Here is a 26,034-nt window from a genome sequence, read left to right as displayed (position 1 = left end):
TCGTCGACTTCCAATAAGTGAAATGGCAGCCCATTTCAAGGGAAAGCCTGAGTTCAATTTAATGAGAGAAATAACTCAGATTAGTTTACCTCACGCCAATAGATTATTTTGTCATGCCCTCGATAACGACCAAAATACGCACTTGCCCGCGGTTCAGTGACCGCTGTTGGCGATACGCCATTCCAATTCCAGTACCATTCTAGCCATGTCGGCACATCCAAGGGCGCCGTCACTTGGCCGCGGTATGGCAACCCACTTGTTGTAACGGCTTGCCAGAGTAACTCAAATTGGCCAGCTTGGAATGTTGCAGTCCCGCCAGAACGCACAACACTTTGTCCCGCCACTAAGTCGGGATCAAAATTGTAACCAAGAGCGGAATGATCAACCTGCGAACCCAAAGCATACACTGCCGTTGTGCAGTTATCGGCAGTATTTAAGGCCCAGCTGCTGCCATTCCAAAATTCGGCCCGTGTCGGCATACGCAGTATTTCCGTCTCAGGACCATAGGTGTTATCCATCACTACACGGCCATGACGAAGGGTTTGAGTGCTGATTTTCTTAGCATTACAGTTAGTGCAAGTACCTGTTGATGCCGCATCCATGTCTGGTGAGGCCACATAGCTGTAAAGCCCATTCGGCCGAGGATCGTTATCCATCAATTGCACGCCAATATCGAGCAGCTCAAAGGGGCCATCCTGATACAGATTCGTCGCCACATTTGGGGTCACCCGACTAAAGTTAGCTTGGTAAGAAGCATCGACCGTCGCCACACCTTGATTCCAACTATCAGCCTTTATAGGTAAGGCACTTAAGCGACTCTGTAAATCAACACCATTATTGTTGTTTTCTCCCACCAGTTTTGCCGTGGCAAGGGAAAATGGCGGGAAATAGTTTTTCGTTATATCCCCCGCGATATTTAAAGCACTGAGCTCCATCGACATAGGGAACAGCTGATCCATATAGCTAAAGCCGCCACAGGCAGGTATGACCGATACGTTACTGATTAAAAATCTATCGGGCACAAAACGGCCAATATTAGCTGAATATCCAATTGGAATATTTAAGCTGCTTGCCGTCCCTAAATAATTTGGGCTAGCCTGCGCTGCAATTTGGAATACTCCAACTTCGCTGATGGTCTGATTGCTGATGGTATTGAGATTATTGGCCTGCGCCGAGTGGCTGTAGGATGCCACGCCTAACGCCCCATCAAGTCCGCCGTTGGCAATGCTTGGCGCAACGACTTTACTGGCAAGCTTCATCTGCACATCACTAAAGTTAGGCGTGGGTAAGTTGCCCGAACAAAAGTCCGGATCGCCATCTTTTTCCCATGCCATCGCTTGTACTGTCATGCCAAAGGTTTGACCCGCTTTACGATAAACATTACACGTCATATTCGCGTTTGAGCAGCTAGCATTGGCATCTACAGACTTAACACACAATCCCGCTGGTACGCTGACAAATTGGTCTGAACCTGCCATGACTAAGCCCTGTTCATCACCTGTCCCTGTATATTTTGCATCTAGTTGTAATTTACCTGCATCAGGGTAATTGACTGAAATGCTTGCTTGTCCGTTGGTATCAAACAGCAGGTTCACCGCCGTAGGCGAGGCACTCGAGGTGCCAATTACCATATTGTTGATGGTGACGGCTTTAGGCGAGATAGGCGCGCTTGGCGTTTGGTAACTGCTCCAGAAATTCAGCGTTTTGGTCTGGCTTTGGAAGCTTGGGACACACTGCTTCGTCACATCGGATTTTTTCACCGCTTTGACTAACACTTGCTCGGGGCGATTCGCACGCTTATCGGGTACATCGAATACAAAACCACTGTCGGCAAAGGTGAGTGAACAATTGTTTTCACTCAAACCACCATTACCAATACGGCAAAGGGTTTTGCTTAATGGTTTAGTGGTGGGATTAGAGCCCTTCACGCCTAAAGTCACTACACCAGGAGTATTTCGCCTCAGTTGCAGTTGCGCCGTGCCACCGCTAAAGCTCACTTGATTACCGCCAACCCATACGCCATCTGCCGCAGAATCAGGTAATAAGGTTGCGCTAAGAGGTGCAGTAAAGAGTTGACTACAATTGGCATTGGCACAGGCTCTAATCGTTACCGTCTCAGCATTACAGGTCAGACCTTGACCCGTATGATCAAACTCAAAATGATCGATCTGAGCACCAATAGGATTTGATTTTAAAGCACAAATTTGCACGTTATCGATTTCGTGGTTGTTATTTGAGCCCCCCGTTGAGCCCGTTAAAGACAATAAAAAATCACTTGGAATGGCCGCCTGACCATTTTGTGCTGCGGCGTTAAATGCGGGAACTAAAGTCACAAAACCCGAACCTGTATTACGCTCAATTTTCACAATAGATTGATTCGCGGCTTGCGAATCAATTGTGATTTTATACCTGTGCGCAGGCGACACATTATTGCCGTCTACCGCAGGCGATAAGCAACTACCGTTCGTATTAGTAGTGCCATTACTACAAGCGCCGCGTAAATAATTATATCCTGACGTGCCGACACCCGAACCGCGAACCGCAACGGACTGGCGTCGCTGGCCGACATTAGAACTACCGCCTTCACCGGAGAAGTTACCGAACTCATCAATACCAAACCCAAGCCAACCACCCGCGAACCCATTAATACCAGGTTTATAACCGTAACCCAATGGACCGCCAAAGGCGCCAGGCTGCGGCGTTATAGAAGCATCCGATAACACTACCGCAATGCCGTCGGCACCATTGCCACCATAGGCATAGTGATCAAACTGGATCTCCACTAAGTTAGCTTTTCCAGGAAAGAGTCTTTGATAGGTAGATGCCGTAGATTGGTCAGATTTAGCTTCGGTTAAGCGTAATCGACCGCCTTGGATAGAAGGGGTAAATCCTCCACTACTTTTAGAAACAACCCAGTCATTACTCAAAGTGCTTTGGGAGAAATTATCGTTAAAGCATTGTAAAACAGGTGCAGGATTACAATTTGGAACAACATCAATCTTTGCTGCATTATCGTCAAATTTAATACTACTATTGCCACCTAAACTAATATTTCTAGCAGTAATAGCTCCTTCCAAAGAGGAACTCCCCTCTAGCACCGCATTCCCTTCAGCAACAACATAGGATTTAAGATATGCCCCTCCATTGAGAGTGAAATTTGAGTAGCTATAAATGAGAAATTTTTCTGGTTGCCCAACTGTGTTTAAGTTGTAATGCCTATAGTTATTTTTAATAAAAAATGACACGGTACCAGTTGATGGGAATACCAGAGTTACACCGTCATTAATAGATAAATTCTCAATCCAATATTGTCCAGCAGCCAGCTCAATACGGCCCGAAGTAGCAGTAAGCGACTTCATCTTATACACGCCATTATTGCTAACGAACCGAATTGTTTTATCTGAACCTCCATCAAGAACAATATTATTATACTCACCTTCAGTTACATTAATTCGCGTATTATCCCACGTGGGGGGCCCAACATTGTCAGGGCTTGAAGAAGTGCACTGAGAAAAATCAACACGATTAGAAGGTAAAGTTGCAATATAGTCTCCAGAACGACACCAACGATAAGAGTTGTTAGATGTTACACACAAATTGTCAAAGCTGTTTCCTCCTTGAAAATAGTTATAAGTTGGCAAGTCACTATACCAACGACCTGCATTATTAGGGGCATTGTATAAATAAGAACTGTTGAAGGTAATTGAACCGTTTCTATCGTAATTGTTTACACCTTCTATAAAGGTTTTAGTCCAATCTGCTTTTGCCAAATGGGATGTAAATGCCGTGATTAGGAGTAAAAGGATTAATGGGAATTTGGCCATTATTTTGTTAAATACCATTTTTGATAACTTAGTTCCCACGGGCTTCTACCTCAACTTGTCGGCTAACACGGGTCTCGCCGCTTTCACATACCGCTTTACTGTTGATTCGATATTGGGTGGTGGTACCTACCGCATAGGCTTTGCACGTCAAGGTCACAGTGCAGGCATGGAAACCTGTTACATTAGGAGGATTCCAAGTGCTCGTTGCAGGGCAAATGCCAACTGAACCATTTAATGGGAATAATGTTGCCAATGCGGCATCGGCGCCACTGTTCGCAGCGGCGAAGGCTCGCGTGCCCCACACTTCTTGGGTTAATCCAGTATCCCCGTCTTCCACTATATTGATCAGAGCTGACGCCAGTAGAAACATCACAGTGATCACAAATACGCCAATAATCAATGCACTGCCGTGTTGACGCGCAGGCAGAGCGTGAGAGGACGATCTTGATAGTGATGATCTGGATGCTGAGTTACGCCCTACCGAGCGACAATGTGAATTAAGGGACATTGATCACCTGCACTTGATGTCGATATTGGAACGTCTCACCATTTACATTAAACCGCAGTTGTAAATGCACCATAGCATTATTCACTAGGCTAGATGGCGTTAAAATCAGCGGTAAATCAGCACCATTATTTAAAACATTTGCCACACTTTGCGCCATTAGCACGCCCGTGCCCATAGTGGCAGGCATAGCGGCAGGATTTGGCTGAACGGCATTAAAGTTATAACCAGCATAACGCAATAATTGTAATTCATTGCCGCTTGGCCCCTTTTCAAAGCAATAGCTCACTGGACTCGAACCAAAATAGATCCTTTGCCGTGGTGATGCTTCTGCAAAACGTGTTGGCGCAGTAAAAGTCAGCGTCACTTGATGCTCCAAAGGGGAAGGCGCAGTAGCAATCGTTTTAACCTGCGCTCGCTTTTGTCTCGCGCTGCTATACACATCGGCATCAATCAAGGGATAGATCCAAGCGAATTGATTCACACGAATCGCACTCACCGTATTATCTAGAATAACTATCCCAGTGCTCGCGGCAGCAGCAGGCACAATTGGCATGGTTAGATAAGTCGTGCTGGCTTCGATAGGCACAAATTCAATACATTGATAGGTTAGCGAATCGGTATTAACTCGCAGGCTATTAGGCAAGGCACTACGCAACTCACGGGTCACTCGCTCAACAGCAAAACGGCTCTGACTTAGCACTTGATCGACTGAACTCGACTCAACAAAAATCCGCGTACCAAAAATAATAAAACTACTTACCCCGACCACGAGAATCCCCAGAATCAAGATAACAGTGACCATCTCGACCAAGGTAAAACCTAGTGTGGATTTTTTATTAACCGTAGATAAAGGTGAGGCCATCAGTAATTACTCCTCACCATATTGTAAGTAATCACTTCGTTGTCGGGCGTAGTCACATTAATCGTCACTAGCTTAGTATTGGACACTGCGCCATAGGCAACTGTGACGCTTAAGCGATAGTTAGGATAAGCATTTGCATAGGTTTGGGTCGAATTGAGCATAGTCGCGGTTTCATTTAAGCCGTTGTAATCATCCACATCGTTAAAGTTGTTTCGACTCTCACCGAACTCAGGGCCTAATGACGTTGAACAATTACTCCCTAGCGGACTACCACAGGCTGGCGTGCCACCATTGGCATTGGTGTTTTGATCGTAACGTTTACCCCAGATTTCATTCATCACCGAATGTGCAAGCTCAGCACTGCGTACTCTATGTAAGGTACTGGCCGCACGATCAGCTTGGGGGAATAACATGCTGGTTAGCATCACTATTGCAATGCCAATCACCAGCATGCCAATCACTAATTCGATAAGGGTAAAACCCTTCTGTGGTTTGGCTTTTTTGGATGCTTTTACTGATACTTTGCCCAATAGCAACCGAGGATTAATTCGCATAAATATAGCCCTCGGAGGATATATTAATCATCACAGTGTCATTTGCGGTCACGCGAATACAATCACCATTACAGCTTGGAAAAAGTCGGCCATTGATATCGAAATCAAGGGTAAAGTTGCTGCTGTTAGTGCTCACTAGCACTAATTGAGCACCACCTTGAAAAGCTTGGGTATAAAGCGGGTTTGGCGATAATGCGGTACCAGAACAAACCGCCCCATTTCGGGCAGAGAATTGACTCACTTGATAACCAGTGCCAGAGACGGTTACACGAAAACACCTGTCGGTATTATTGAGCGCTTTTTGCTGTACTTGACGCAGCTCGCTAATGAACTCATTGCGCAAGCTATAAGCACTGTAGGAAGACTGAGTAAACAGGCGTGGCAGTACAACCACAGCAAGAATTGAAATCAAGATGATGGTCGTTACTAATTCTACTAAAGTAAATCCGGCCTGTTTTGACATAGAGAATTTAAGCATCACTCGCGTTAATTGCTGATTTCATGTACTAGGTTCAGTTTCTGCCAACGATATGATTAACGCAAATAAATGTCGGAAAACCCTTGGCTGGCTCATTTATTTAACATCATGCAAGAACCGTATTTTATCTAAAAAAAAGGCCTGCTAGGCAGGCCTTCTAATTAAGTAAAACTAACATTTATCGGCAGTAGGTAATGCTGTATATATTGGTTGAGTGCCTTTTACTGTCGGAGCAACATAACTGAATTTACAAGTAGCTGGTGCCCCACGCTGATAGAAAGTGACCCCCCCAGCAGGCGTAGTTGCAGTAGTAGTATCTATAATCCACTCGTTTGTTCCAGTAACAGTCGGAGTTGTACCTACATCAAAAGTGATATCTAATATTGCTTGGATGTCAGCTTGAGTTGCTTTAACGTAACCAAAAACTCCAATAACATCATCAGTACCATCACCGTTTAAGTCAATATTCTTAGTAGTTCCACCATTATTACCCTCCTCTCCTTGAAGAGCTGCTTTTGAATACAACAAAGTGTTACCTCCTTGCAAGGAGGCTTTCAAACCATTTAGAGCAGAAAGACGGGCATCACCTTGCAAATTAATAAACTTAGGCGCGGCGGTAACAGCCAAAATCCCTAAAATAATAATAACAACTACTAATTCAATTAATGTAAAACCACTTTGCTTTTTCATTCTGTAAGACTCCATTAACACGCGGTAGCTACAACTGAATACACAGGTAATGTAGTGCTAGTTGCAGGTGTATATTCTAAACGGCAAGCGTCAGTGTCTTTCTTTCCCTTAGGAACAATAATGAAAGATGTTGCACTCTTATACACGACACCAAAATCATTCACTGTACCTACAGTATCTGTCGCCAATGCATCAAATTTCATATCCAAGGCATTTTCAAGGTTAGTTTTCACAGCAGCAGAACTCGTAGCACTATTGAGATAACCATAATCAGTCGTGACATCAACACCTGTTGCAATAGTTACAGTCTGACCTGTGGCTTTTTCTTTACCAGCTAGAGCAGCCTTTGAATAAATCAGAGTATTCGCACCTTGTAAGGCGGCTTTAACACCCTCAACTGTCGATTTACGTGCATCAGATTGAAGATTGATAAACTTAGGTGCCGCTGTGACAGCAAGAATACCTAAGATGATGATCACTACTACTAATTCTATTAAGGTAAAACCTTGTTGTCTTTTCATTCTTAATTACCTATTCAATAACTTTACAAAAAAGTTGATTAACTTAAGCATGACGCTTTAGTTTCTATGGTACAAATGGCGTTTGGGTGAAGCTTAATACTCTGCCTGTGCCTGGGTTATACACTATTCCCTTAGCACCTACCGTTGTTAAATCAGGGGCAGGAGTGGGTACACCATTCGTTTGATTTAGCACCAGTGAAGCCACTTGGTGATAAACACATAAATCTAAACCTGCGACGACTGCACCAGTAATTGAGTTAGCACTGCCGCCTGCGGCGTTAATAACACGAGCGGTATAACGTTGATTACGTGCATCTTGGTTAAATAATACGTTACGTGGAGCACTCTGCAACACAGTGTTAAACACTTCTTGGCAACTGGCATTTGTCATAGCTGTCGCACTGGTTACTGAAGTTCCCGTTGGATAGCCAAAACGTGTATCGACATTTACTGTGTTACCGTCGAGGATAACACTGCTATTTTGACGCCCATCGACTTCCCACTGAGAACGCACAAAGCTGACTGCAGTCGATAAACCACCCGCAACACCGTCAACACTGGCATCTTCAGCATCATCGGTGACATTTAAGAATCGTGGGATCGCAGTTGCGGCGAGTAAACCCAAAATCACAATCACAATCACAAGTTCGATTAATGAGAACCCTGTTTGCTTAGTTTTCATATATATGTCCCCAGACCTCAGAAATTTTATTCTAACAGTTAAATCAATTTTAAAAAGCCATTGAGTTAACAATATTTTACGGAGCAGTCAAAAAAATGACCCTGCCAGAGTTCAGTTGATAGCCTAAACTATCGCCATTTTTAGACCGATAGTGGCAGCTATTATCCTTAGCCAAATAATCCGCCTCTAGACCTAAATTATCAGTTTCAGCGCCCATTAACTGTTGCCACAAATCTTGGCAGCCTTGATCATTTAGGTGCTTAGGTTGTGGCCATCCTAAATCATTGATATCGACAACACTCGACTCAGTTTCTAGGGAGGGATTATCAAATACCTCCCAGTTCAACTGCAATTGCGCCGGCTTACCCAAAGACAACCACTGGGAACGCACCATCACCAGCACATTTAAAAAACGGGCGTGTTCCACTTCCAATCCACGAGCCGCTATTTGCGGTAGCGTAAAAAAATACTTAGCTCCGATCACCGCCATGATAACCAATACAATTCCAATGGCGATCATACGTCCATAGATACGTAATAGATCGCTTTCAGCCTTTTGCTGAGTCTGCATTTAACCTCAGTCCCACGTATAAGATAGGAAATAAATATTATCCATATCGCTTACTTACCACCTTTGACCACATTGAGCATATCCCACATTGGTAGGTATATCCCCAAGGCCAACACTAAGACAATCACGGCCACAAAACCGATCAAAATTGGCTCCAATTTCGCGGTGAGGTTCTTTAAATCATAGTCTACTTCACCCTCATAGAAATCTGCCGCATCATTGAGTAATTGATCGATTTGCCCCGTTTCTTCCCCCACAGCCACCATTTGCAGCACTAGTGGCGTAAATAACTTGCTCTGATTCGATACCCTCAGCATAGAGTCGCCAGACTCTATGCCACGGCGCATACCGACTATCTTGTCGTGCATGTAGGCATTATCTACCGCGTCGGCCACTAAACTTAAGGCCTGCGTCATCGGTACGCCCGCACTGAGCATCATAGAGAAACTGCGACAATAACGGGCTAACGTCGAACGCTCAATAATCGACCCTACGGCGGGAATGTGTAACTTCCACTTATCCCACTGCTTCTCGCCTTTTTCCGTATGGTGCCAGTAACGAATGCCAATAATAGTGCCAATCAGCGCCACCAACATCAGCGCCCAATAATTCACGAATAGATTTGATGTACCAATCAACACTTTTGTCGCCCACGGCAAGTCGGCGCCAAAGCGAGAAAACATCTCGGCAAACTTAGGGATCACCATGATATTGAGGATCACCATAGCGAGCGCAATCGCAATCAATACAAACATGGGATAACGCATGGCCGATTTAATTCGTCGCCGCGTCTCTTGCTCACGCTCGATATAACCTGAAAGTTGAATGAAGGCATCTTCTAACTTACCCGTGTTCTCCCCCACGTGCACCATAGAAACAAACAAAGAATCAAACACATCGGGATGTTGATTCATGGATGATGACAAGGGTCGCCCTGCGGTGAGCTGCTCAGAAATATCATTAAGCGCATCTTTCATTCGCTGGGAATGCGCCGTTTCAGATAAGCCTGCAATCGCCCGCAAAATAGGAATGCCAGAACGGGTCAAGGAGTACATTTGTCGAGTAAAAATCTGTAATTCTTCTAACGCGACTTTGCCACCAAATAACTTAGTCAGTGAGAACGACTTAGCCACTTTGGCGACTTTGACTTCAAGGGGGATAATGCCACGCGCCAATAGCATGTCAGCAGCGACACTTTCCGACGCGGCATCCAATTGTCCCGTAACGGATTGACCTTGACCACTGCGTCCACGGTATTGATAAATTGGCATAATTACGCCTCAACGCCTTGTTGGCTGATAATATCCTTCGACAAAGGTATCTGAGATTCACTCACGTCTTCCACCAACTTAGCAACCTCTTCAATCGTCGTCATGCCTTCGCTCAGATATTGCAAAGCTGACTCAGCGAGTGGGGTGAAGTTAGGGCTCTGCAACGCGGCTCTGGCAAAATCCTGCGGATTACCAGTACGCATAGCATCGATCATCTTTTCGTCTAGCTCGAGGATTTCAAAAATACCGATCCGCCCGCGATAACCACTGCCATTACAACTCTGGCAACCCGTGCCAATCCTAAAATTCGCATGGGTAAAATCTTTGCGGCTCACACTACTCAGCCAGGCTTTTTCCTGCGGTGTCGGTTGATACTCTACCCCACAGTTATGGCAGACACGGCGCACTAAACGCTGGGCAATAATCACCCTTAAGGCACTAGCAACTAAATAACTCGCAGCGCCCATATCGAGTAAACGCAGCGCACTGGTGACCGCATCGTTGGTATGCAAGGTCGATAGCACAAAGTGACCCGTCAATGCGCCCCTAAGACCAATCTCCACGGTTTCTTGATCACGCATTTCCCCCACCATGATGATATCGGGGTCTTGACGTAAGGTGGTGCGCAATACGTTGGAAAAGTTCAAGCCAATCTTATGGTTAACTTGTACTTGGTTGATCCGCGGCAATTGATACTCGACCGGATCTTCCACCGTGATGATCTTACGGTCGGCGGTATTGAGCTCGCTCAAAATACCGTACAAGGTGGTCGTTTTGCCGCTACCCGTTGGACCTGTGACCAGTAGCATGCCGTGGGGACGTTTAATCTGTTTACGAATACGCGCCAAAATAGCAGGCGGCATACCGGTTTCGTTTAAGGTCAATAAACCCGCCGATTGATCGAGTAAACGCATCACCACAGATTCGCCGTGGTAAATCGGCATAGTCGACATACGCACATCGATATGATGACCTTTGATTTCCATATGGAAACGACCATCCTGCGGCAAACGTTTTTCGGAAATATCGAGACCCGCCATCAACTTAAGTCGTAATACTAAAGCGGCAGCAATATTAACTTCATTCAGAATCGTTTCATGTAGCTGACCATCGATACGCTGGCGAATACGTAAGGCTTTATCACCGGGTTCGATATGAATATCCGAGGCGCGCATTTGCACCGCATCTTCAAAAATCGACTGCAGCAACTTAACCACTGTGGTTTCATTGTCACTGTCGCCCGACGTGAGGCTGGCTAAATCGAACATCTCATCGGCGGCGTATTCTTCTTCGAGCTTACCGGCAATCTGTGCAATTTGGTCTGTACGGCGATATAAGTTATCAAACGCTTGCAGCAGTTGCTGCTCGGGCGCTACCGCTAACTTCAAACGCTTAGGTGCGATAAGCATTTCGAGGTGATCGAGCGCCTGCAAATCCGCGGGGTCGCTCATTGCAACCAATACGCTATCGCCCCTGTCTTCAACCGCTAAAGCGCGGAAACGTCGTGCTTGCACCTCAGGAATAAGATGCACCACTTCCGCAGGGATTGGCATTTTACTGATATCCAGCAAAGGCACATTCAATTGTTGCGACAAGAACTGCAGTAACTGATGTTCAGTAATCGATTGCAAATCAATCAGAGTACGACCCAGTTTTTTGCCCGTATTGCGCTGCTCGGCCAACGCCTGTTGCAACTGCGCTTCAGTAATAATGGCTTCTTGAACTAACAGATCGCCCAAACGCATTTTTAATCTGGGTTTCATTGGCTATCTCCTAGCTGAGTCAAACGTTGTTCGATAAAGGCACTCGCCTGCGCCGATAAGCCTCTATGGCCTAATGCAGTCCGATAGGCTTGGCGTGCTTGGGGAAATTGCTGCTGCGAATCGAGCGCATAGGCCAGCCCCATCCACCATTTAGCCTGTTGAGGTTCTTGTTGCAATAATTGTCTATAGGCTTGTTCTGACAACGAAAACTGTCCTAGCTTTTGCGCCAAATCCGATTGTGCCATCCACTTTTGTCTCGCCAGCGGATGCGTGTCAGGTATGTTGGCTAACGTCGCTAATGCGAGATCAGCCTGACCTGAGGCTTGCTGAACCCGAGCAAGCAATAAGGCAAAGTCTAACTGCTGTGGGAATAACAGCATGCCTTGCTGTAACACTTCACTGGCTTTGGCTAATTGACCTTGCCCATAATGCAGCGCAGCTAACTGCTTGCGCGCTTCATGCATACTGGGATCAAAGCCTAATGTTTGCTCATAATAACTAATGGCATCTTTGAGTTTGCCATCCCTTTCAGCCTCATTCGCTAATGTGAACCGCTTCTGCGCCAGCTGCTTTGGGGTCAACTTCACCTCAGTAATCGCCATTTGCCCTTGCTGTTGGGGCGTGAGTCGATTAGTGCCAGCATCTGCTTTAACTTCTTGTACTTTAAGCTCATTGCTCGCGTTAAGTTCATTATCGGCGGCAACACTGGCACGTTCTAACATCATTAATGCTGAGGGTGTGGCAGCAGTGACCTCGGCGCTTCGCACACTCGATGTCACACGATTTGACTGTGAATGGCTTGGCTCGCTTGACGTATCGACTAGGTCATCTGCGAGTGCTGAGCTCTCATCTTGTTGCCGTTGTGACTCTTGTTCAACATCATGTTCTGATTCAAATTCTTGCGGCTGATTAAGTACAACGTCGTCGACACTGGGTTCAAGCTCTTCACTCTTAGTCGTAAACTCCTGCATAGTCGCAACTTTAAGCGGTTCTTCGACGACTTCGACGCTTGCTGGAGACTGTCTCGAGGTAATCTTGTCTATCTGAACAGACTCGATTTGAGTCTGAGTAGATTCATTTTGCCCATTTGTTTGAGCCGAAATAGTCGCTTCAGCAGGCTTTGCCATGAAAAGTTGCCAGCCATAAACCAGAGCGCCACCGAATAGCAATGACACACCACAGAGCAGCAGCCCGTTAAACGGAGCCCGCCTGCGCGCTAAATATTGCACCTGTGGCTGAGCCACGTTGCTGAGCTCATGCCCCTGCTGACGCTTGTCGAGATCCTGCAGCATCTTGTTGATCACGCTCATACAACACCCCTGAAAAAGTGTTGTAATCCCAAACCGAAAGCCACTGTCATCAAAGTGAAAAAAGGCAACCATTTCCACGATAATAATCGGCGAACACTTGCATCTTCGGTGTCTTGAATTGCGGCTTTAACGTGGGAGGTTTGCACACGAATAGCACCTTCGCCGAAACTCAGTAACAAGGCTTTATGGGCAAGAATATTGATCAATCTGGGGATCCCTCGGGACGCATAGGCTATCTGACGTGTTTCCCGTGATGTAAAGAGTGGTTCGCCCGCACGCCCTGCTATGGCTAATCGGTGGCGAAGATAAGCGTCGGTTTCATCCCATGTCAGTGGGCGAAGGTTGTAGCTAAAAGTAATACGCTGTCTTAATTGCCTAAATTCTTGGCGTTTAAGCCTGTCATCGAGCTCGGGTTGCCCAAATAACACTACCTGTAATAATTTGCGTGTCTCGGTTTCCAGATTAGTGAATAACCGCAGCGCCTCAAGACTGTCGTCCGGCAATGCCTGCGCTTCATCGAGTACCAATACGATGGCGTGACCATGGGCGCTCAAGGCTAAAAGCTGCTGTTGAATAAGTCCTGTGAGTTGCTGCTGGTCGATATTGCTGGTGTATTTAAGGCCCAGCTCACTCGCTACCGCCCAGCGTAATTCAGCTGGCGTGAGATAAGGATTAGGCAAATATGCGCAATGAAACTGACTCGGCAATTCGTTGATAAGCTTGCGGCAAATCAACGTTTTACCAGTCCCCACTTCCCCAGTCACCTTGATAAAGCCCTCGCCCGTTTGCAGCGCGGTTTGCAAGACTTGCAAGGCTTCCACGTGTGGCGACAGGCCGAAAAAAAATCCGGTATTGGGTGTCAGTGAAAATGGAGGTTGGCTTAGGCCAAAATGCTTCTGATACATAGAAGCTTACTTTGTCTCCGGATACCAACGATCTAATAAGGTCTTAGAACGTTGTAGCTCAGTTTTCCAGGTATCAACGCCAACTACCGTAGGTTTTAACAGAATAATAAGCTCGGTTTTCTTCTTCTGCTTACTACGGTTTTTAAACAATTCACCGAGGAAAGGAATATCACCCAACAAAGGCACTTGCGATACCACTTCAATATTTTCACTCTTCATCAAGCCACCGATGATGACTACGTCACCGGAGGCGGCGCGGATGACAGTATCAGACTCACGAATTTCACTCTGCGCTAAAGGTAGCTCCAACGAAGCGTCACTCACTTTGATGTCTTTAGTCTGCTCTTTCACATCGATAACGGATGGATGCACGTGCAATAACACATTGCCGTCACTATCAATTTGCGGCGTAACGTCTAAGGCAATGCCCGAGAAAAATGGCGTAAGCTCGACTTGTGGAGTGGTCACAGGCGTTGTACCCGCAACTGTGGTCGATGAAACGTCGGTGACAAAGTACTCATCAGTACCGACTTTGATCACCGCTTTTTGGTTATTCGATGCAGTCACCCTTGGGCTAGACAATACATCCACATCACCTTGGGTGTCTAATAGGTTGATCATGGTCGTAAAGTCAGAACCTTTAATACTCAGCGAGGTCACACCACCAATCGCCGAGGTGATTTTATCACTTAAACCAGGGCCCGCTGATGTACCAAAATTCACATTAGTATTGCCAACATGTCCCAGCACATTGTCCCATTGAATACCTTGCTGATAACCATCGGATAATGTGACTTCAAGGATCTTCGCTTCTAAAATCACTTGGCGTTGCAAATGACTTTCTGCGGAATTTAAGAAAGTACGCACTTGGCGTAATTCACTAGGAAAAGCACGAATAGTGACTAAACCCGCCTGCGGCGTAACAACAACCTGACGACCGCCACCCGTTTCGCCGATTATCGAGGATAATGTCTCTTTCAACTCTCCCCAAAAATCTGTCTTAGTACGCGAACGGATAAAAGTACCGTTGCTACTATCGCTACCGCCATTACTACTCGAGTTATTGCCATTACTGCTGTTCGAGTTATTGTTATTATTCGAGCCGCTATTGTTTGAATTGTTATTGTTCGAATTACTATTGGAATTATTGCTATCCGAAATCCGTCCTGAACTCACTGACGTCACAGATAAGCCATCGCGTTCCATGTAGAGATAATTCAGCGGAAACGTCTCGGTACGCATTCCAGCAGGAAACACTCTTAGGATGCGCCCTTCGCGACTGACTTCGTAGCCGTAGATATCTTCAACCACTTGAATTGCTTCAGTTAACGTCACACCTTTAAGGGATAATGAAATCGTACCTTGCACGTCAGGATGTACGGCAACACTCAGCGGTGTACCTTGGACTAAGCTTGGAAAAAATACTTTAGCATCAACATCGTGGGCTGATACATCGAAACGACGCTCAGTTTCCAACGTGGGGGTCAAACCTGATAGCAATGCGCCTGAATTCAATTCCCGCTGAACCGCATCCGGCATAGTCGCAGGCGGTGGCGTCGTTGATGCCGTTGCCGTCGCCATTGAGGCCGCTAATTCCGCCTTACTCGCCTCCGGCTGTGGCCTATTTGTGGTCTGACACGCCACAAGGCAAAGTGAGAGCAGAGGTGTAAAGTATTTAATCGCTTTCATCTGAGGTGTATTCCCTATCTCTCTGTTATTGCTTGAAACAATGTCAATTTCCGTCCATCGGACAGCGATACATAAGTGGGGGTAATTTTAACGATACTCAGCCCCTGAACGCTGTCGCCAACAGACAATATCTTGTTATTTATCACAGCATAAGCCGTGTTTCCTGAGCTTACTATGCTGTTAAGTACAAGCGCCTGATCCTGCGTTTGACTCACATTACTCTGCACAGCAAAGCCTTTACCGGGCAAAGTCGGATCGCGCAGCGATTCAGCAGACACCATAGTGCTACTAACCAATAACAACACACTGATAATATAAGACTTATTTAGAAACACTGATAAAGTCCTTATTAATACTCAAGGTATAAAGTTCAATCTCAACGGTCGCTTTTGGATATTCCGCAACTTTATAGTCGAGACGCTTCCAATAAAGTTTATCTGGCATGGCCTCAACGGCTTCCACAAAGCGCAACACAGAAAAATAATCACCCTCTAGACTCAAACGAATACCATGACTATATAGATTGAGTTTTTTCTCTTCACCCACAGGTAATAAAGGGATGGGCGCTATCGACATAAACTTAATTAATTTAATCCCTTGCACTTGTCCTAGTAAATTACCCAGCAACTGCGGCATATAGTCTGCCGGCACCATATCCACCATCTGCTCATCGAGCTGGGCATCTAGGGCTTGATTCTGTTGCTGCAACAGCACTAAACGCTGTTGGTAATCTTGATTGGGATCTAACGCTAAACGTTGCTGATACAAGTCAATCTGCTGAGCCGAAATCGCGTTTTCCTGCTCTAAGGCTTTTAGCTGTTGTGAAACAGCCACATGGGTTTTCCACAGGGACTCTAAAGGTAAATAACTCAGCATGCCGACCACGGCCAGAATGGCGACGGAGATCAACACTCGCTCACGGCGACTTAGCGCATCAAACTGTTGTCCTAATTGGGCTAACTTTTGCTTCATTGCGCGGCTTCCTCCTTGTTATCGCTTTTCAAGGTAAAGGCCAAAGGTTTATCTTCACCGCGATCCATGCTCATCGACGAGAAAGCTTGCCCCTTTAAAGTCTGCGTAGTTTTGAGTTTGCCAATCCACTGCGGAATGCTTTGAGGATGGTCGGCAAAACCTTCGAACATAAAATCTTGCTCATTAATGACGATATGACTAAGCCAAACACTCGCATCCGACACGACGGCTAAATCTTTAAGAACTGGCGCAAAACCACGGCTAGTTAAAGAAGTCCTAAGACTCAATTCTCCCATGAGTAATTGCTTCAGCTCTAACTGTTGTTCCGCTAAATCGACTCGCGCAACAAGATCGGCATCGGGTTTACGCGCAGCAATTTGTGCTTCTAATGCCTGTTTTTGGGTATCGAATTGCTGCTTTTGTTGGGCAGCCAACTGCTGGGCCTGTTGTAACTCACTGACTTGCCAGTAGCTATAACCACCTAAAACCGCAAATAAGATCGCAAAAACCAAGGCGTAAGCACTTAAACGCGCAAAGGTTAATCTTTGCTTCGGGGGTAATAATGAAGGAGTGTAAAGATTGACTCGGTATTTAATCACTCAGTACCTCGATAAAATTCAGCAAAGGCTAATCCCGCCATTCGCGCGCCAACACAGCTTTTATCAATGACATTCACAGCTTGATTGAAGTTTGCCGAGACTAACTTAGCTAAAGTATCCACGGCACCATCGGCGAGGAGTTCGATAGAAGATACCGGAGCCTGTCTCAATTGACTTTCAAAATAATCCATAGAACGCTGAATTTCTAAGCTTAAATTGTCTGCCATGCCATAACTTAACTCATCCGCTTGAGTCTTATCCAATTGAGTAAATCCGCGCACGCGACGCTGCATATACAGCTGACCTTGCTTAACCACAGTCAGTAGCAATTCTTGACCGGGATTATGGCTCACCACCAGACGCGCTTGGTTGTCATCATTAAATAGGTTAGTTACGGCTAACTCTTCGATACTAATACCGAAAAGTTGTAAATCTTGTTCATGAATGGCCTGCACCATGCTCACTAACTTAGCTTTATCCACCACCACAACGTTGATTTTATTACTCGGAATGGGTGACTCAAAGTAATCCAAATGGATTTGCGGTACAGGTAGCGTGACCATGTCTTTAATTGACCATAGCAAGGCTTGGGATAATTCGACAGTATCGACATTCGGTTTATCGGTCAGCAGTAATTGATAAAGGCCTGAAGCCAAAATCAGCTGTAACTGTGCATTGGGAAAGGATTTAGCCACAGCAGCAAACGCCAATGACCAGTGCTCATCTTTCAGCTCAAAGGGTAACCACTGCTCAGCATTTTCTTTTTGGGCAGGTGCGTAAACCCATAATTTATCGGCGCAGACATAGACACCAAGGCTAGTCGGTTCTGTTCTCTTCTGCCAAAAGGCTAATCGACCTATAAGACTTTTTTCCATAAAGATGCCTATAACCAACTGAATTTAAAAGCTTGAGTAGTCTCTTTTGCACAAACTTCCTGTCACTCCACTCTCCAGTGCTCCTTGACCTATGACCTGCTCGATACAGAATAAAAAACGCAAACGTCATATTTTTGGCACTGGCTAGTTTAGCCGCAAATGCTCGTATTTTATAGATAAATACGTGAATAATAGGATCTATTTGTCTCTAAGACGACATTAATCACCCAAACACTGAACTTCCCTTACTTAGCCTCTATGGGTTCACTGAAATACATTCCCTGCGCTGCGCCAACACCGAGGATTTGCAGTGTCTGCCACTCTTCAAAGACTTCTACCCCTTCGGCGCAGACTTGTACTTCCGTTCGATATAAACCGCCAATCAAACTGCGAATAAATAATTGGTTTTCTGGTCGTAAATGAATATGACGCACAATGGATCTGTGTAACTTAATTAAATCAAAATGGCATTCGCGAATGTAATAAGTACCAACAACCTGCTGACCCACATGATCGACACATAATCTCGCGCCCATTTTACGGATCATATCTAATTTAGGCTGCAACTTTTCTTGATGTTGAATAACGATATCTTCAGACACTTCGAAAATCAGTCGCGTAGTTAGATGGCGATATTCTAATAGCGTCGTTTTTAGCCATTGAGTGAAGGCTCGGCTCATTAGCGAATCCAAACTCAGATTAATACTGTATATCTGCGGCGCTGATTTCTTAACTGTTTGAGCATTCGATACGCCGTCTGCTAATTCATTCGACAATAATAACAATACCCGCTCAATAATTTGCCGTTCAACCTGTGGCATTAAGCCACATTTATTCGCCATTGGAATAAACAGTGTGGCACGGATTAACGCCCCCTGATTATCCCGAGCCCGCGTAAATATCTCTTTATGGTGCTCATTACCATCTGAATCAATTATCGGCTGGCTAAAGGGGAAGAATCGCCTTTGCACTAACGCATTTTCTAAAAAACTACGCCAACGCACTGAGCCTTTGGCAAATTCTTCATCAATCGCGCCTTTGTCGTACATAAACCAATTACTATTACCCTGTAATTGTGCCGCCCTCAAAGCCATATCGGCTTCTTCAATTAACTGAGCCGCATTATCGCCTGCGGTAAAATAAGCGCATCCGAGGTGGAAAAAGTTATCGCTATTCTCAACATCAGGCAAAGGCTGGCTTAGACATATCTTGAGTAATTTGCTGGCAAATTGATCCGCTTCAATTAAGGAGATTTGCGGCACGACTATGGCAAATTGATTATGGGAACGACGGGCAAAAATACTATTAGCTTGAGTTTGCAGCAATTGACTTATTGCATTAACAGTCGAGTTTAATAGCTCTTTCGTCACTGCTTCACCTTGGGATTGCTGCAATAAATCCAGATCATCCATTTCTAATAAATAGATTACCCCATGGGCAAGCATAGCCTGATTATGACTAAGGGCGTCGAGACGATTATTCAAAAAGAGTCGGTTACCAATGCGCGTTTCCGCATCAAGAAAGGTATTAGAACGGATGAACTTGTCGAAACGCCCACGCTCCTTTTGTGCGTCCTGTAACTCTTCTAACAACTTAGTCAAAGCACGGTTAATCAGCCTTGGTTTACCATTTCCAGGGGTAGCGAGTGCTTGCTCATGCTTACCTTGCAGAATCAATCGACTGCGTAAGGCTAATTCTTCAATGCCATCGAGCTGCTGTGAAAACCATAAATAACCAAAACGCACTAAGGCAGCCACGGCTAAGATACCGACCAACAAAATCAGAATTTCATACCAACTGAAAGTGTAATGTTCAAAGGGCTGAGTCAAGGTTAACTGCATACGCAAGCCTGATGTCGGCTCTAGCACATGGTCATACACCATCGCATTTTGCGTAGAAAGGTTGCCTTCATAGGCAAATAACACTTCATCTTTCAAGGTCAACCGAAAATTAACGGCATTGTAAGCAAGCAGCATGGGCGGTAGCCAAGCCTCTAGCTCCCAATCAGGTTGGTGTTGGAACTGATCGACTAACATAGTTTCGAGTTCAGCTACTTTTTGCTGCTGAAATTTATAGGTCAGCTGCACGAAACTCATCATAGCGCTCAGCAAAAATACGAAGGCGATAGCGGCTAATGACATTAACCAAAAGCTGGTTAATTTTGTAGTTAACATTCGGGTGAATTTCATCTATCCGCTATCCTGCAGGATTATTATAATTATTTGTGCGATTTTAACAGGAGTACAACAAAGTTGTCCGTTGATTATTCAGTAGCATAACCTAAAAGGCAACTAAGACGCTGTGACTTTAATGTCCACTTAAAAACAAAAAAGAGGCTAATTAGCCTCTTTTTAATGTTTTTACCACTTTTAGCCTAGTCGGCGTATTTAGGTAAAGTGGTGATCGCAGCCACACCAGAGTCGATAGCCGCTTGTGCAACCGCACGGGCAACATTTGGCAATAAACGTGGGTCCATAGGTTTTGGCAGCACATATTCAGGGCCAAAACTCAGCGACGTCACATTAGGATAAGCCTTCAATACACTCGCAGGCACAGGCTCTTTCGCCAGTGATGCAATTGCATGAACTGCCGCAATTTTCATCTCATCATTAATGCAAGACGCACGCACATCCAATGCACCACGGAAAATAAACGGGAAACACAATACGTTATTCACTTGGTTTGGATAGTCGCTACGACCCGTACCCATGATCAAATCACTACGCGTTGCATGAGCAAGTGCAGGTTTGATTTCAGGATCTGGGTTAGAACACGCAAAAATCACTGGCTTATCGGCCATCAGCGCGACTTCTTCTGCACCAATGACGTCAGGACCTGATAGACCTAAAAATACGTCTGCACCTTTAATAACATCAAGAAGCGTGCGTTTTTCGGTATCATTCGCAAAGAGTGCTTTATATTCATTAAGATCTGTACGGCCAGAATGAATAACACCTTTAGTATCTAGCATGTAAATGTTGGCGCGATTCGCACCGCATTTTACCAGCATAGTCATACAAGCGATGGCAGCAGCACCCGCGCCCATACACACAAAAGTCGCGTCGCTTATCAACTTACCTTGAATTTCCAGCGCATTGATCATACCCGCCGCAGTCACGATTGCGGTGCCGTGTTGATCATCATGGAATACAGGTACTTTACAACGAGCAATCAATTCACGTTCGATAACAAAGCATTCGGGCGCTTTAATATCTTCAAGATTGATACCACCAAAGGTGTCAGCAATCGCAGCAACAGTATTAATAAATTCCTCAGGCGTATTATGCGTAATCTCAATATCTGTCGAATCGATATTCGCAAAATGCTTGAACAATAATGCTTTACCTTCCATTACAGGTTTAGAAGCCAAAGGGCCCAAATTCCCTAAACCTAAGATAGCCGTACCATTGGTAATCACGGCAACCGTATTACCTTTATTGGTATAACGATACGCATTGTCAGGATCTGCAGCGATTTCGCGTACTGGCTCAGCCACACCAGGACTATAAGCTAGGGCGAGATCGTGACTCGTTTCGGCGGGTTTGGTAAGGCAAACTGCGGTTTTGCCTGGTATGGGAAATTCATGATAATCGAGTGCTTGTTGACGAATATCTGACATTTTAAAATCCTGAAATGCGACATTTATAATTTATGAGAGTAAGACCTACCAACACACATCTAGTCTCACCAAAGGGTGATGTTAATAGTCTGGCTGGTCGGGGTAAGATACGCCAATAAGGGGAATTTATAAATAAGAGATTCATAAATTTCACTTTAGCCGACAAATAGACCCTCTAAGCTTAGTTTTATAAACTTATCTCCTATAATAAAGCTGCATTTCTTAATATGTTTTGTAGGAAACAAACATATATTTTGTAGTTACTGCGCTAGTTGTAGCGACTTAATCTCAAAAATGTTGGTTAAATTACAATATATGGCGACTAGCATATTTATCTTATAGTTAATTGCTATAAATAAGTCGAATTATACACTTGAACTCTCAATACTGAATAAGTTGACGATTTATTGAGTGAAGTCGTACCAGCTAGATATGTAGAATAAGCGGAATAAAGAAAATCGACGAATAACAAAAAGCAAAAAGGCGCCATAGGCGCCTTTTCTAGAAACAATGCAATCGCAATTATTTCTTTGCAAGCACTGCGAAGCGCTTGTTGAATTTGTCGATACGACCGCCGGTATCAACAACCTTTTGTGTACCAGTGTAGAATGGGTGACAAGCACCACATACGTCTAAATGCAGATCTTTACCAGCAGTAGAGTTTACTTTGATAACGTTACCACAAGTACAGTTTGCAGTGATGATAGCGTATGTTGGGTGGATACCTGGTTTCATTGGGGTTACCTCAAAAGTGTAAGGCCATGTCGCTCTTCCAACCCGTAGTCGGACACCACATGCATGTTAATAACAATATGTTTAGGGCGCAGAATGGTACAGCATACCTACAAGGGATACAAGTAGATTATCTGAGCGTTTGCCGGTTAATCTGTGTCTACTTTGACTTTAGTTAAGCGGCTTATTTTCCCGCTTCTTTAGCCTCAAATACCGCCCGCGCCTCTTTAGCATCAGAATGCTGATCCAAAATCATTTTCGAAGGACAAGATAGCACCGCATTGCTCTTGAGTGCATTGATTCTATTCTTCGAGAAAGCCACAGGATTTGCCTCGTAAATCGCCAACATAGCGCCATATACACTCACATCCCAATCCTTGGCATATCGATTGGCGATACGCCACAACGTCTCGCCAGCAAGATACGTTAACTGGCAATGTTCGGGCGTCTGTGAGGCTGTTTCAGCAATATTCTGTTTTTGCTCATTATTTGCCGTTTTCACTATTTCTGGAACCACAGTTTCAGTTGCAGCGTTTTCAACAGCCCCTTTTTCAACAGCAATCGTCTCAGAGGTTTTAGCGAAGGCGTTTATCTCAGTAGCAGACGTATTTTGTTTATTCGCGGCTTCAGGAAATTTAAAGCCAGTCACCACTTCTACCGTTGGTACTTTGGATTGGGTATTTGCAGCAGTAGCAACAGTCGCTGCGGGCGTTACCTCTTCAAGTGGCTTTGATTCTGTCACCACTGTTACAGGCTTAATGCCCACTTTATCCGCACTTTGGGGGGCGCCTGCTGTGGTGGTATTTTTCGAATCCGAAACCGCTTTTGTCGTTAACGCGGCAGAAGCAGGTTTAGCCGCGCCGAATAAATTGATACTTTTGACGTCATACCATCGGTCAAGGCGATACTCTCTCACTAAGAGTTTAGCGCTGCTATCCTTCACATCTTCAACGCCAGTGAGTAAAACTAAAAAGCGATTAATCTCCTCAACCATTAACCTTTCTTCGCCGCTAGCTTGCTGCACGACAAACTCTAAGCGCGACATATCTTGATTGTCTGCGATCACATTCACCCTGAGTTTAGGGTAAGCGCCTAATTCAAACATCCGGCTATTAATACTCACATGGGAGACTTGTGCCATGCTAGGTGCACTGCACACCAAAGCAAGTAGACCTAATGATTTCACTATATTAGCCATTTATTTACTCTCAACTATCCTTGGTAAACCATCATTAGGGCTAGCCCTAGCCAGCCGCGCTGAGTACACTAAACCACATTCTTGTCTAAGACTTGCCTGCATATGTCATTGTTTGTCGAAGTTGCGTTACCTGTGCCTATGCGGCAAACCTTTAGCTACCGCGTACCCGAATCCTATCCTAGTACACCGCAAATAGGTGTGCGCGTTAAAGTTCCCTTCGGTCGTCAACAATTGATCGGGTTAGTCACAGGTATCACTGAGTCTTGCAGCTTAGCCCCAAAGCAAATTAAGTCTGTGCTCGAGTTTATCGACGATAAACCTTTACTGCCTGAATCACTTTATAAATTAACTCTTTGGGCTGCGAGATACTATTTTTGCAGCCAAGGGCAGATGCTAACCCAAGCCTTACCTGTGGCCCTGCGTAAAGGGCTCGATGCCGCGCCACAAAAAATCCAATTCTGGCAATTAACTGAAATAGGCCAAAATATTGCGCCCGAAGCGGTTAAACGCGCACCCGCACAGAAAAAACTACTCGAGTTACTCAAAACCGCCAGCTTAACCCAAGAAGAGGTTATCAGCTTAGACATCAGTAAAGCGGCGCTTAAAGCCCTAGAAGATAAAGGCTGGGTGGCACGCCATGAAAAAATTGCCGAGCTTAACCTCGACTGGCGCACCACACTCGAAATGGACGAAACGCCACATAAACTCAATAAAGAACAAGCCGTCGCCGTTGCCACTTTAAATCTGCAACAAGGATATCACTGTACTTTATTAGAAGGCATTACCGGTTCGGGTAAAACGGAAGTCTATCTTGCTGTACTCGAAGAAATCCTCAAGCAAGGCAAACAAGCGTTAATTTTAGTGCCTGAAATCGGCTTAACACCCCAGACAATCAATCGCTTTAAGCGCCGTTTCAAAGTCAATGTTGCCATTTTGCATTCAGGGTTAACCGACAATCAGAGACTCGAAGCATGGCGCCAAGCCCGCTGTGGTCAGGCTGCAATCATTATCGGCACGCGTTCAGCCTTGTTCACACCTATGGCGTATCCCGGCATCATCATACTCGATGAAGAACACGACAGTAGCTTCAAACAACAGGAAGGCGTTGGTTATCATGCCCGCGACTTGGCAGTCATGCGCGGCCATTTAGAAGCGATTCCGGTGATTTTGGGCACAGCGACACCCTCACTCGAAAGTCTACAAAATGCCTTAAGCGGCCGTTACCATCATTTACAACTGGGTGAACGCGCAGGTGCGGCTAAAAAAGTGCGCCAAGGCATTATCGATATTAAAAATATGCCGCTGAAAGCCGGTATGTCAGTGCCGTTACTGAACGAAATCCGCCTGCATTTAGACGCAGGCAACCAAGTCTTGTTGTTTCTCAATCGCCGCGGCTTCGCACCAGCCCTGCTTTGCCACGAGTGTGGGCACTTACACGAATGCGACCGCTGCGACGCGTTTTTCACAGTACATCAATCCCTTGGCGAAATTTGCTGTCACCATTGTGGCAATCAATACGCTATCCCCAAGCAGTGTCACAAATGTGGCAGCACTATGTTGATGGGCCAAGGCATAGGCACAGAACAGCTCGCCGAAGCGCTGCAACAGGAGTTTCCTAAACATCCAGTAGTGCGCATCGACCGTGATACGACCCGCCTTAAAGGTTCATTAGAAACCCACTTAAATGCGATTCATAAGGGGGAATATAAAATCCTCGTCGGCACGCAAATGCTGGCTAAAGGCCACCACTTCCCTGATGTGACGCTTGTTGGGTTACTCGATGTCGATGGCGCCTTATTTAGTGCCGACTTCCGCGCACCTGAGCGTTTTGGGCAACTCTATACCCAAGTTGCAGGTCGTGCAGGGCGCGCCAGTAAACCCGGCACAGTATTATTGCAAACTCACCAGAGCGACAATCCCATTTTGCGGGATTTACTGCACCGCGGTTATGGCGAGTTTGCTCGCAGCCAGCTCAAAGAGCGTCAACAGGCACTGCTGCCGCCAGCATGGCACATGGTGTTGGTGCGCGCCGAAGCGCATTTAGCCAGTGATGCCGATAATTTTCTCAACGCCTTCGCCGCGCTCTTGCCCCAAGATAAAGAATTTGAGGTGATTGGCCCTATGCCTGCACCTTTAGATAAAAAAGCTGGCAAGTTCCGCCGCCAACTGCTATTCCAAGCGAAAAACCGCAACCGTCTGCAGCAAGAGTTTGAACGTATTCATCCGCTTGTAGAACAACTTATCGAAGCTAAACGCTGCCGATGGAGCTTAGACAGAGATCCGCAGGATCTCCTCTGAGTCGAGTATTTGATAAGTATTTAAGCGCCATTTGATAAAAAATCATCGGGAAGATAGCAATTGTTAACCACAAACGGCTAAAATATGCGGTTATTCCCTGTATTCACTCTTAA

General features: G+C 45.4%; 23 protein-coding genes. 1 reads left to right on the top strand and 22 read right to left on the bottom strand.

Annotated features, from left to right (window positions below):
* Positions 1–80 precede the first annotated feature (80 nt).
* From KO537_RS11325 to KO537_RS11220, 22 genes are all read right to left on the bottom strand, one after another.
* Entirely contained in the window at positions 81–3,824 is a 3,744-nt protein-coding gene (locus KO537_RS11325; RefSeq protein ID WP_219234543.1) for a DUF6701 domain-containing protein, read from the bottom strand.
* Between the two features lie 28 nt (positions 3,825–3,852).
* Complete coding sequence (locus KO537_RS11320; protein WP_173247166.1) at positions 3,853–4,332, bottom strand: MSHA biogenesis protein MshP; 480 nt, start codon at positions 4,330–4,332, stop codon at positions 3,853–3,855.
* Positions 4,322–5,194, bottom strand: a complete 873-nt coding sequence (locus KO537_RS11315) for a type II secretion system protein (RefSeq protein WP_173247169.1) — start codon at positions 5,192–5,194, stop codon at positions 4,322–4,324. Before KO537_RS11315 ends, KO537_RS11320 begins: the two co-directional genes overlap by 11 nt.
* A complete protein-coding gene (locus KO537_RS11310; RefSeq protein WP_173247172.1) occupies positions 5,194–5,748 on the bottom strand; it encodes a type II secretion system protein in 555 nt (184 codons plus the stop codon). The genes KO537_RS11315 and KO537_RS11310 overlap by 1 nt, the downstream gene beginning before the upstream one ends.
* Entirely contained in the window at positions 5,738–6,226 is a 489-nt protein-coding gene (locus tag KO537_RS11305; RefSeq protein ID WP_173248708.1) for a type II secretion system protein, read from the bottom strand. The genes KO537_RS11310 and KO537_RS11305 overlap by 11 nt, the downstream gene beginning before the upstream one ends.
* Before the next feature lie 171 nt (positions 6,227–6,397).
* On the bottom strand, positions 6,398–6,916 hold the full coding sequence (locus KO537_RS11300) for a prepilin-type N-terminal cleavage/methylation domain-containing protein (RefSeq protein ID WP_113940082.1): 519 nt from the start codon (positions 6,914–6,916) through the stop codon (positions 6,398–6,400).
* Between the two features lie 14 nt (positions 6,917–6,930).
* Positions 6,931–7,437: a type II secretion system protein gene (locus tag KO537_RS11295; protein WP_113940083.1), complete on the bottom strand. Its 507-nt coding sequence runs from the start codon at positions 7,435–7,437 to the stop codon at positions 6,931–6,933.
* A 64-nt stretch (positions 7,438–7,501) separates the two neighbouring features.
* Complete coding sequence (locus KO537_RS11290; protein WP_105251278.1) at positions 7,502–8,119, bottom strand: type II secretion system protein; 618 nt, start codon at positions 8,117–8,119, stop codon at positions 7,502–7,504.
* A gap of 76 nt (positions 8,120–8,195) precedes the next feature.
* Positions 8,196–8,690, bottom strand: coding sequence for an MSHA biogenesis protein MshF (locus tag KO537_RS11285; protein WP_173247175.1), 495 nt, complete (start codon positions 8,688–8,690; stop codon positions 8,196–8,198).
* Between the two features lie 50 nt (positions 8,691–8,740).
* Positions 8,741–9,961 (bottom strand): type II secretion system F family protein, encoded by a 1,221-nt coding sequence (locus tag KO537_RS11280; RefSeq protein ID WP_219234503.1) that lies wholly within the window; start codon positions 9,959–9,961, stop codon positions 8,741–8,743.
* Positions 9,962–9,963: 2 nt separating this feature from the next.
* Entirely contained in the window at positions 9,964–11,724 is a 1,761-nt protein-coding gene (locus KO537_RS11275; RefSeq protein WP_113940085.1) for a GspE/PulE family protein, read from the bottom strand.
* Positions 11,721–13,034: a tetratricopeptide repeat protein gene (locus KO537_RS11270; protein ID WP_219234502.1), complete on the bottom strand. Its 1,314-nt coding sequence runs from the start codon at positions 13,032–13,034 to the stop codon at positions 11,721–11,723. The genes KO537_RS11275 and KO537_RS11270 overlap by 4 nt, the downstream gene beginning before the upstream one ends.
* Positions 13,031–13,939, bottom strand: a complete 909-nt coding sequence (locus tag KO537_RS11265; protein WP_219234501.1) for an AAA family ATPase — start codon at positions 13,937–13,939, stop codon at positions 13,031–13,033. Before KO537_RS11265 ends, KO537_RS11270 begins: the two co-directional genes overlap by 4 nt.
* A 6-nt stretch (positions 13,940–13,945) precedes the next feature.
* A complete protein-coding gene (mshL, locus tag KO537_RS11260; RefSeq protein WP_219234500.1) occupies positions 13,946–15,628 on the bottom strand; it encodes a pilus (MSHA type) biogenesis protein MshL in 1,683 nt (560 codons plus the stop codon).
* Positions 15,629–15,642: 14 nt separating this feature from the next.
* Positions 15,643–15,963 carry an MSHA biogenesis protein MshK gene (locus KO537_RS11255; protein WP_219234499.1) on the bottom strand — a complete coding sequence of 107 codons (321 nt, stop codon included), beginning with the start codon at positions 15,961–15,963 and terminating at the stop codon, positions 15,643–15,645.
* A complete protein-coding gene (locus KO537_RS11250) occupies positions 15,950–16,600 on the bottom strand; it encodes an MSHA biogenesis protein MshJ (protein WP_131523452.1) in 651 nt (216 codons plus the stop codon). The genes KO537_RS11255 and KO537_RS11250 overlap by 14 nt, the downstream gene beginning before the upstream one ends.
* Complete coding sequence (locus KO537_RS11245; protein WP_113940089.1) at positions 16,597–17,199, bottom strand: fimbrial assembly protein; 603 nt, start codon at positions 17,197–17,199, stop codon at positions 16,597–16,599. The genes KO537_RS11250 and KO537_RS11245 overlap by 4 nt, the downstream gene beginning before the upstream one ends.
* Entirely contained in the window at positions 17,196–18,074 is an 879-nt protein-coding gene (locus tag KO537_RS11240; protein ID WP_105251268.1) for an MSHA biogenesis protein MshI, read from the bottom strand. The genes KO537_RS11245 and KO537_RS11240 overlap by 4 nt, the downstream gene beginning before the upstream one ends.
* Positions 18,075–18,319: 245 nt before the next feature.
* Positions 18,320–20,263, bottom strand: coding sequence for an RNase E specificity factor CsrD (gene csrD, locus KO537_RS11235; protein ID WP_173247194.1), 1,944 nt, complete (start codon positions 20,261–20,263; stop codon positions 18,320–18,322).
* A gap of 185 nt (positions 20,264–20,448) precedes the next feature.
* Positions 20,449–21,693, bottom strand: a complete 1,245-nt coding sequence (locus KO537_RS11230) for a malic enzyme-like NAD(P)-binding protein (RefSeq protein ID WP_105251266.1) — start codon at positions 21,691–21,693, stop codon at positions 20,449–20,451.
* Between the two features lie 522 nt (positions 21,694–22,215).
* The gene (gene rpmE, locus KO537_RS11225; protein WP_063883331.1) at positions 22,216–22,428 is read right to left on the bottom strand and encodes a 50S ribosomal protein L31; all 213 of its coding nucleotides are present in this window, start codon (positions 22,426–22,428) and stop codon (positions 22,216–22,218) included.
* Between the two features lie 181 nt (positions 22,429–22,609).
* Complete coding sequence (locus tag KO537_RS11220) at positions 22,610–23,623, bottom strand: FimV/HubP family polar landmark protein (RefSeq protein WP_173247196.1); 1,014 nt, start codon at positions 23,621–23,623, stop codon at positions 22,610–22,612.
* Between the two features lie 102 nt (positions 23,624–23,725).
* On the opposite strand from KO537_RS11220, the gene priA reads away from it, so the two are divergent.
* On the top strand, positions 23,726–25,921 hold the full coding sequence (priA, locus tag KO537_RS11215; protein WP_113940093.1) for a primosomal protein N': 2,196 nt from the start codon (positions 23,726–23,728) through the stop codon (positions 25,919–25,921).
* Positions 25,922–26,034: the final 113 nt, after the last annotated feature.

This window comes from Shewanella sp. NKUCC01_JLK, from assembly GCF_019345615.1.
Lineage (GTDB): Bacteria > Pseudomonadota > Gammaproteobacteria > Enterobacterales > Shewanellaceae > Shewanella > Shewanella oncorhynchi.
The sequence above is the reverse complement of the archived record's forward strand: the minus strand, read 5'-3'. Positions and strand labels throughout refer to the sequence as shown.

Excerpts from the sequence above, each read along its gene's own strand:
- KO537_RS11325 (WP_219234543.1), bottom strand. The coding sequence starts at position 3,824 with ATGGCCAAATTCCCATTAATCCTTTTACTCCTAATCACGGCATTTACA.
- KO537_RS11320 (WP_173247166.1), bottom strand. The coding sequence starts at position 4,332 with ATGTCCCTTAATTCACATTGTCGCTCGGTAGGGCGTAACTCAGCATCC.
- KO537_RS11315 (WP_173247169.1), bottom strand. The coding sequence starts at position 5,194 with ATGGCCTCACCTTTATCTACGGTTAATAAAAAATCCACACTAGGTTTT.
- KO537_RS11310 (WP_173247172.1), bottom strand. The coding sequence starts at position 5,748 with ATGCGAATTAATCCTCGGTTGCTATTGGGCAAAGTATCAGTAAAAGCA.
- KO537_RS11305 (WP_173248708.1), bottom strand. The coding sequence starts at position 6,226 with ATGCTTAAATTCTCTATGTCAAAACAGGCCGGATTTACTTTAGTAGAA.
- KO537_RS11300 (WP_113940082.1), bottom strand. The coding sequence starts at position 6,916 with ATGAAAAAGCAAAGTGGTTTTACATTAATTGAATTAGTAGTTGTTATT.
- KO537_RS11295 (WP_113940083.1), bottom strand. The coding sequence starts at position 7,437 with ATGAAAAGACAACAAGGTTTTACCTTAATAGAATTAGTAGTAGTGATC.
- KO537_RS11290 (WP_105251278.1), bottom strand. The coding sequence starts at position 8,119 with ATGAAAACTAAGCAAACAGGGTTCTCATTAATCGAACTTGTGATTGTG.
- KO537_RS11285 (WP_173247175.1), bottom strand. The coding sequence starts at position 8,690 with ATGCAGACTCAGCAAAAGGCTGAAAGCGATCTATTACGTATCTATGGA.
- KO537_RS11280 (WP_219234503.1), bottom strand. The coding sequence starts at position 9,961 with ATGCCAATTTATCAATACCGTGGACGCAGTGGTCAAGGTCAATCCGTT.
- KO537_RS11275 (WP_113940085.1), bottom strand. The coding sequence starts at position 11,724 with ATGAAACCCAGATTAAAAATGCGTTTGGGCGATCTGTTAGTTCAAGAA.
- KO537_RS11270 (WP_219234502.1), bottom strand. The coding sequence starts at position 13,034 with ATGAGCGTGATCAACAAGATGCTGCAGGATCTCGACAAGCGTCAGCAG.
- KO537_RS11265 (WP_219234501.1), bottom strand. The coding sequence starts at position 13,939 with ATGTATCAGAAGCATTTTGGCCTAAGCCAACCTCCATTTTCACTGACA.
- mshL (WP_219234500.1), bottom strand. The coding sequence starts at position 15,628 with ATGAAAGCGATTAAATACTTTACACCTCTGCTCTCACTTTGCCTTGTG.
- KO537_RS11250 (WP_131523452.1), bottom strand. The coding sequence starts at position 16,600 with ATGAAGCAAAAGTTAGCCCAATTAGGACAACAGTTTGATGCGCTAAGT.
- KO537_RS11240 (WP_105251268.1), bottom strand. The coding sequence starts at position 18,074 with ATGGAAAAAAGTCTTATAGGTCGATTAGCCTTTTGGCAGAAGAGAACA.
- csrD (WP_173247194.1), bottom strand. The coding sequence starts at position 20,263 with ATGAAATTCACCCGAATGTTAACTACAAAATTAACCAGCTTTTGGTTA.
- KO537_RS11230 (WP_105251266.1), bottom strand. The coding sequence starts at position 21,693 with ATGTCAGATATTCGTCAACAAGCACTCGATTATCATGAATTTCCCATA.
- rpmE (WP_063883331.1), bottom strand. The coding sequence starts at position 22,428 with ATGAAACCAGGTATCCACCCAACATACGCTATCATCACTGCAAACTGT.
- KO537_RS11220 (WP_173247196.1), bottom strand. The coding sequence starts at position 23,623 with ATGGCTAATATAGTGAAATCATTAGGTCTACTTGCTTTGGTGTGCAGT.
- priA (WP_113940093.1), top strand. The coding sequence starts at position 23,726 with ATGTCATTGTTTGTCGAAGTTGCGTTACCTGTGCCTATGCGGCAAACC.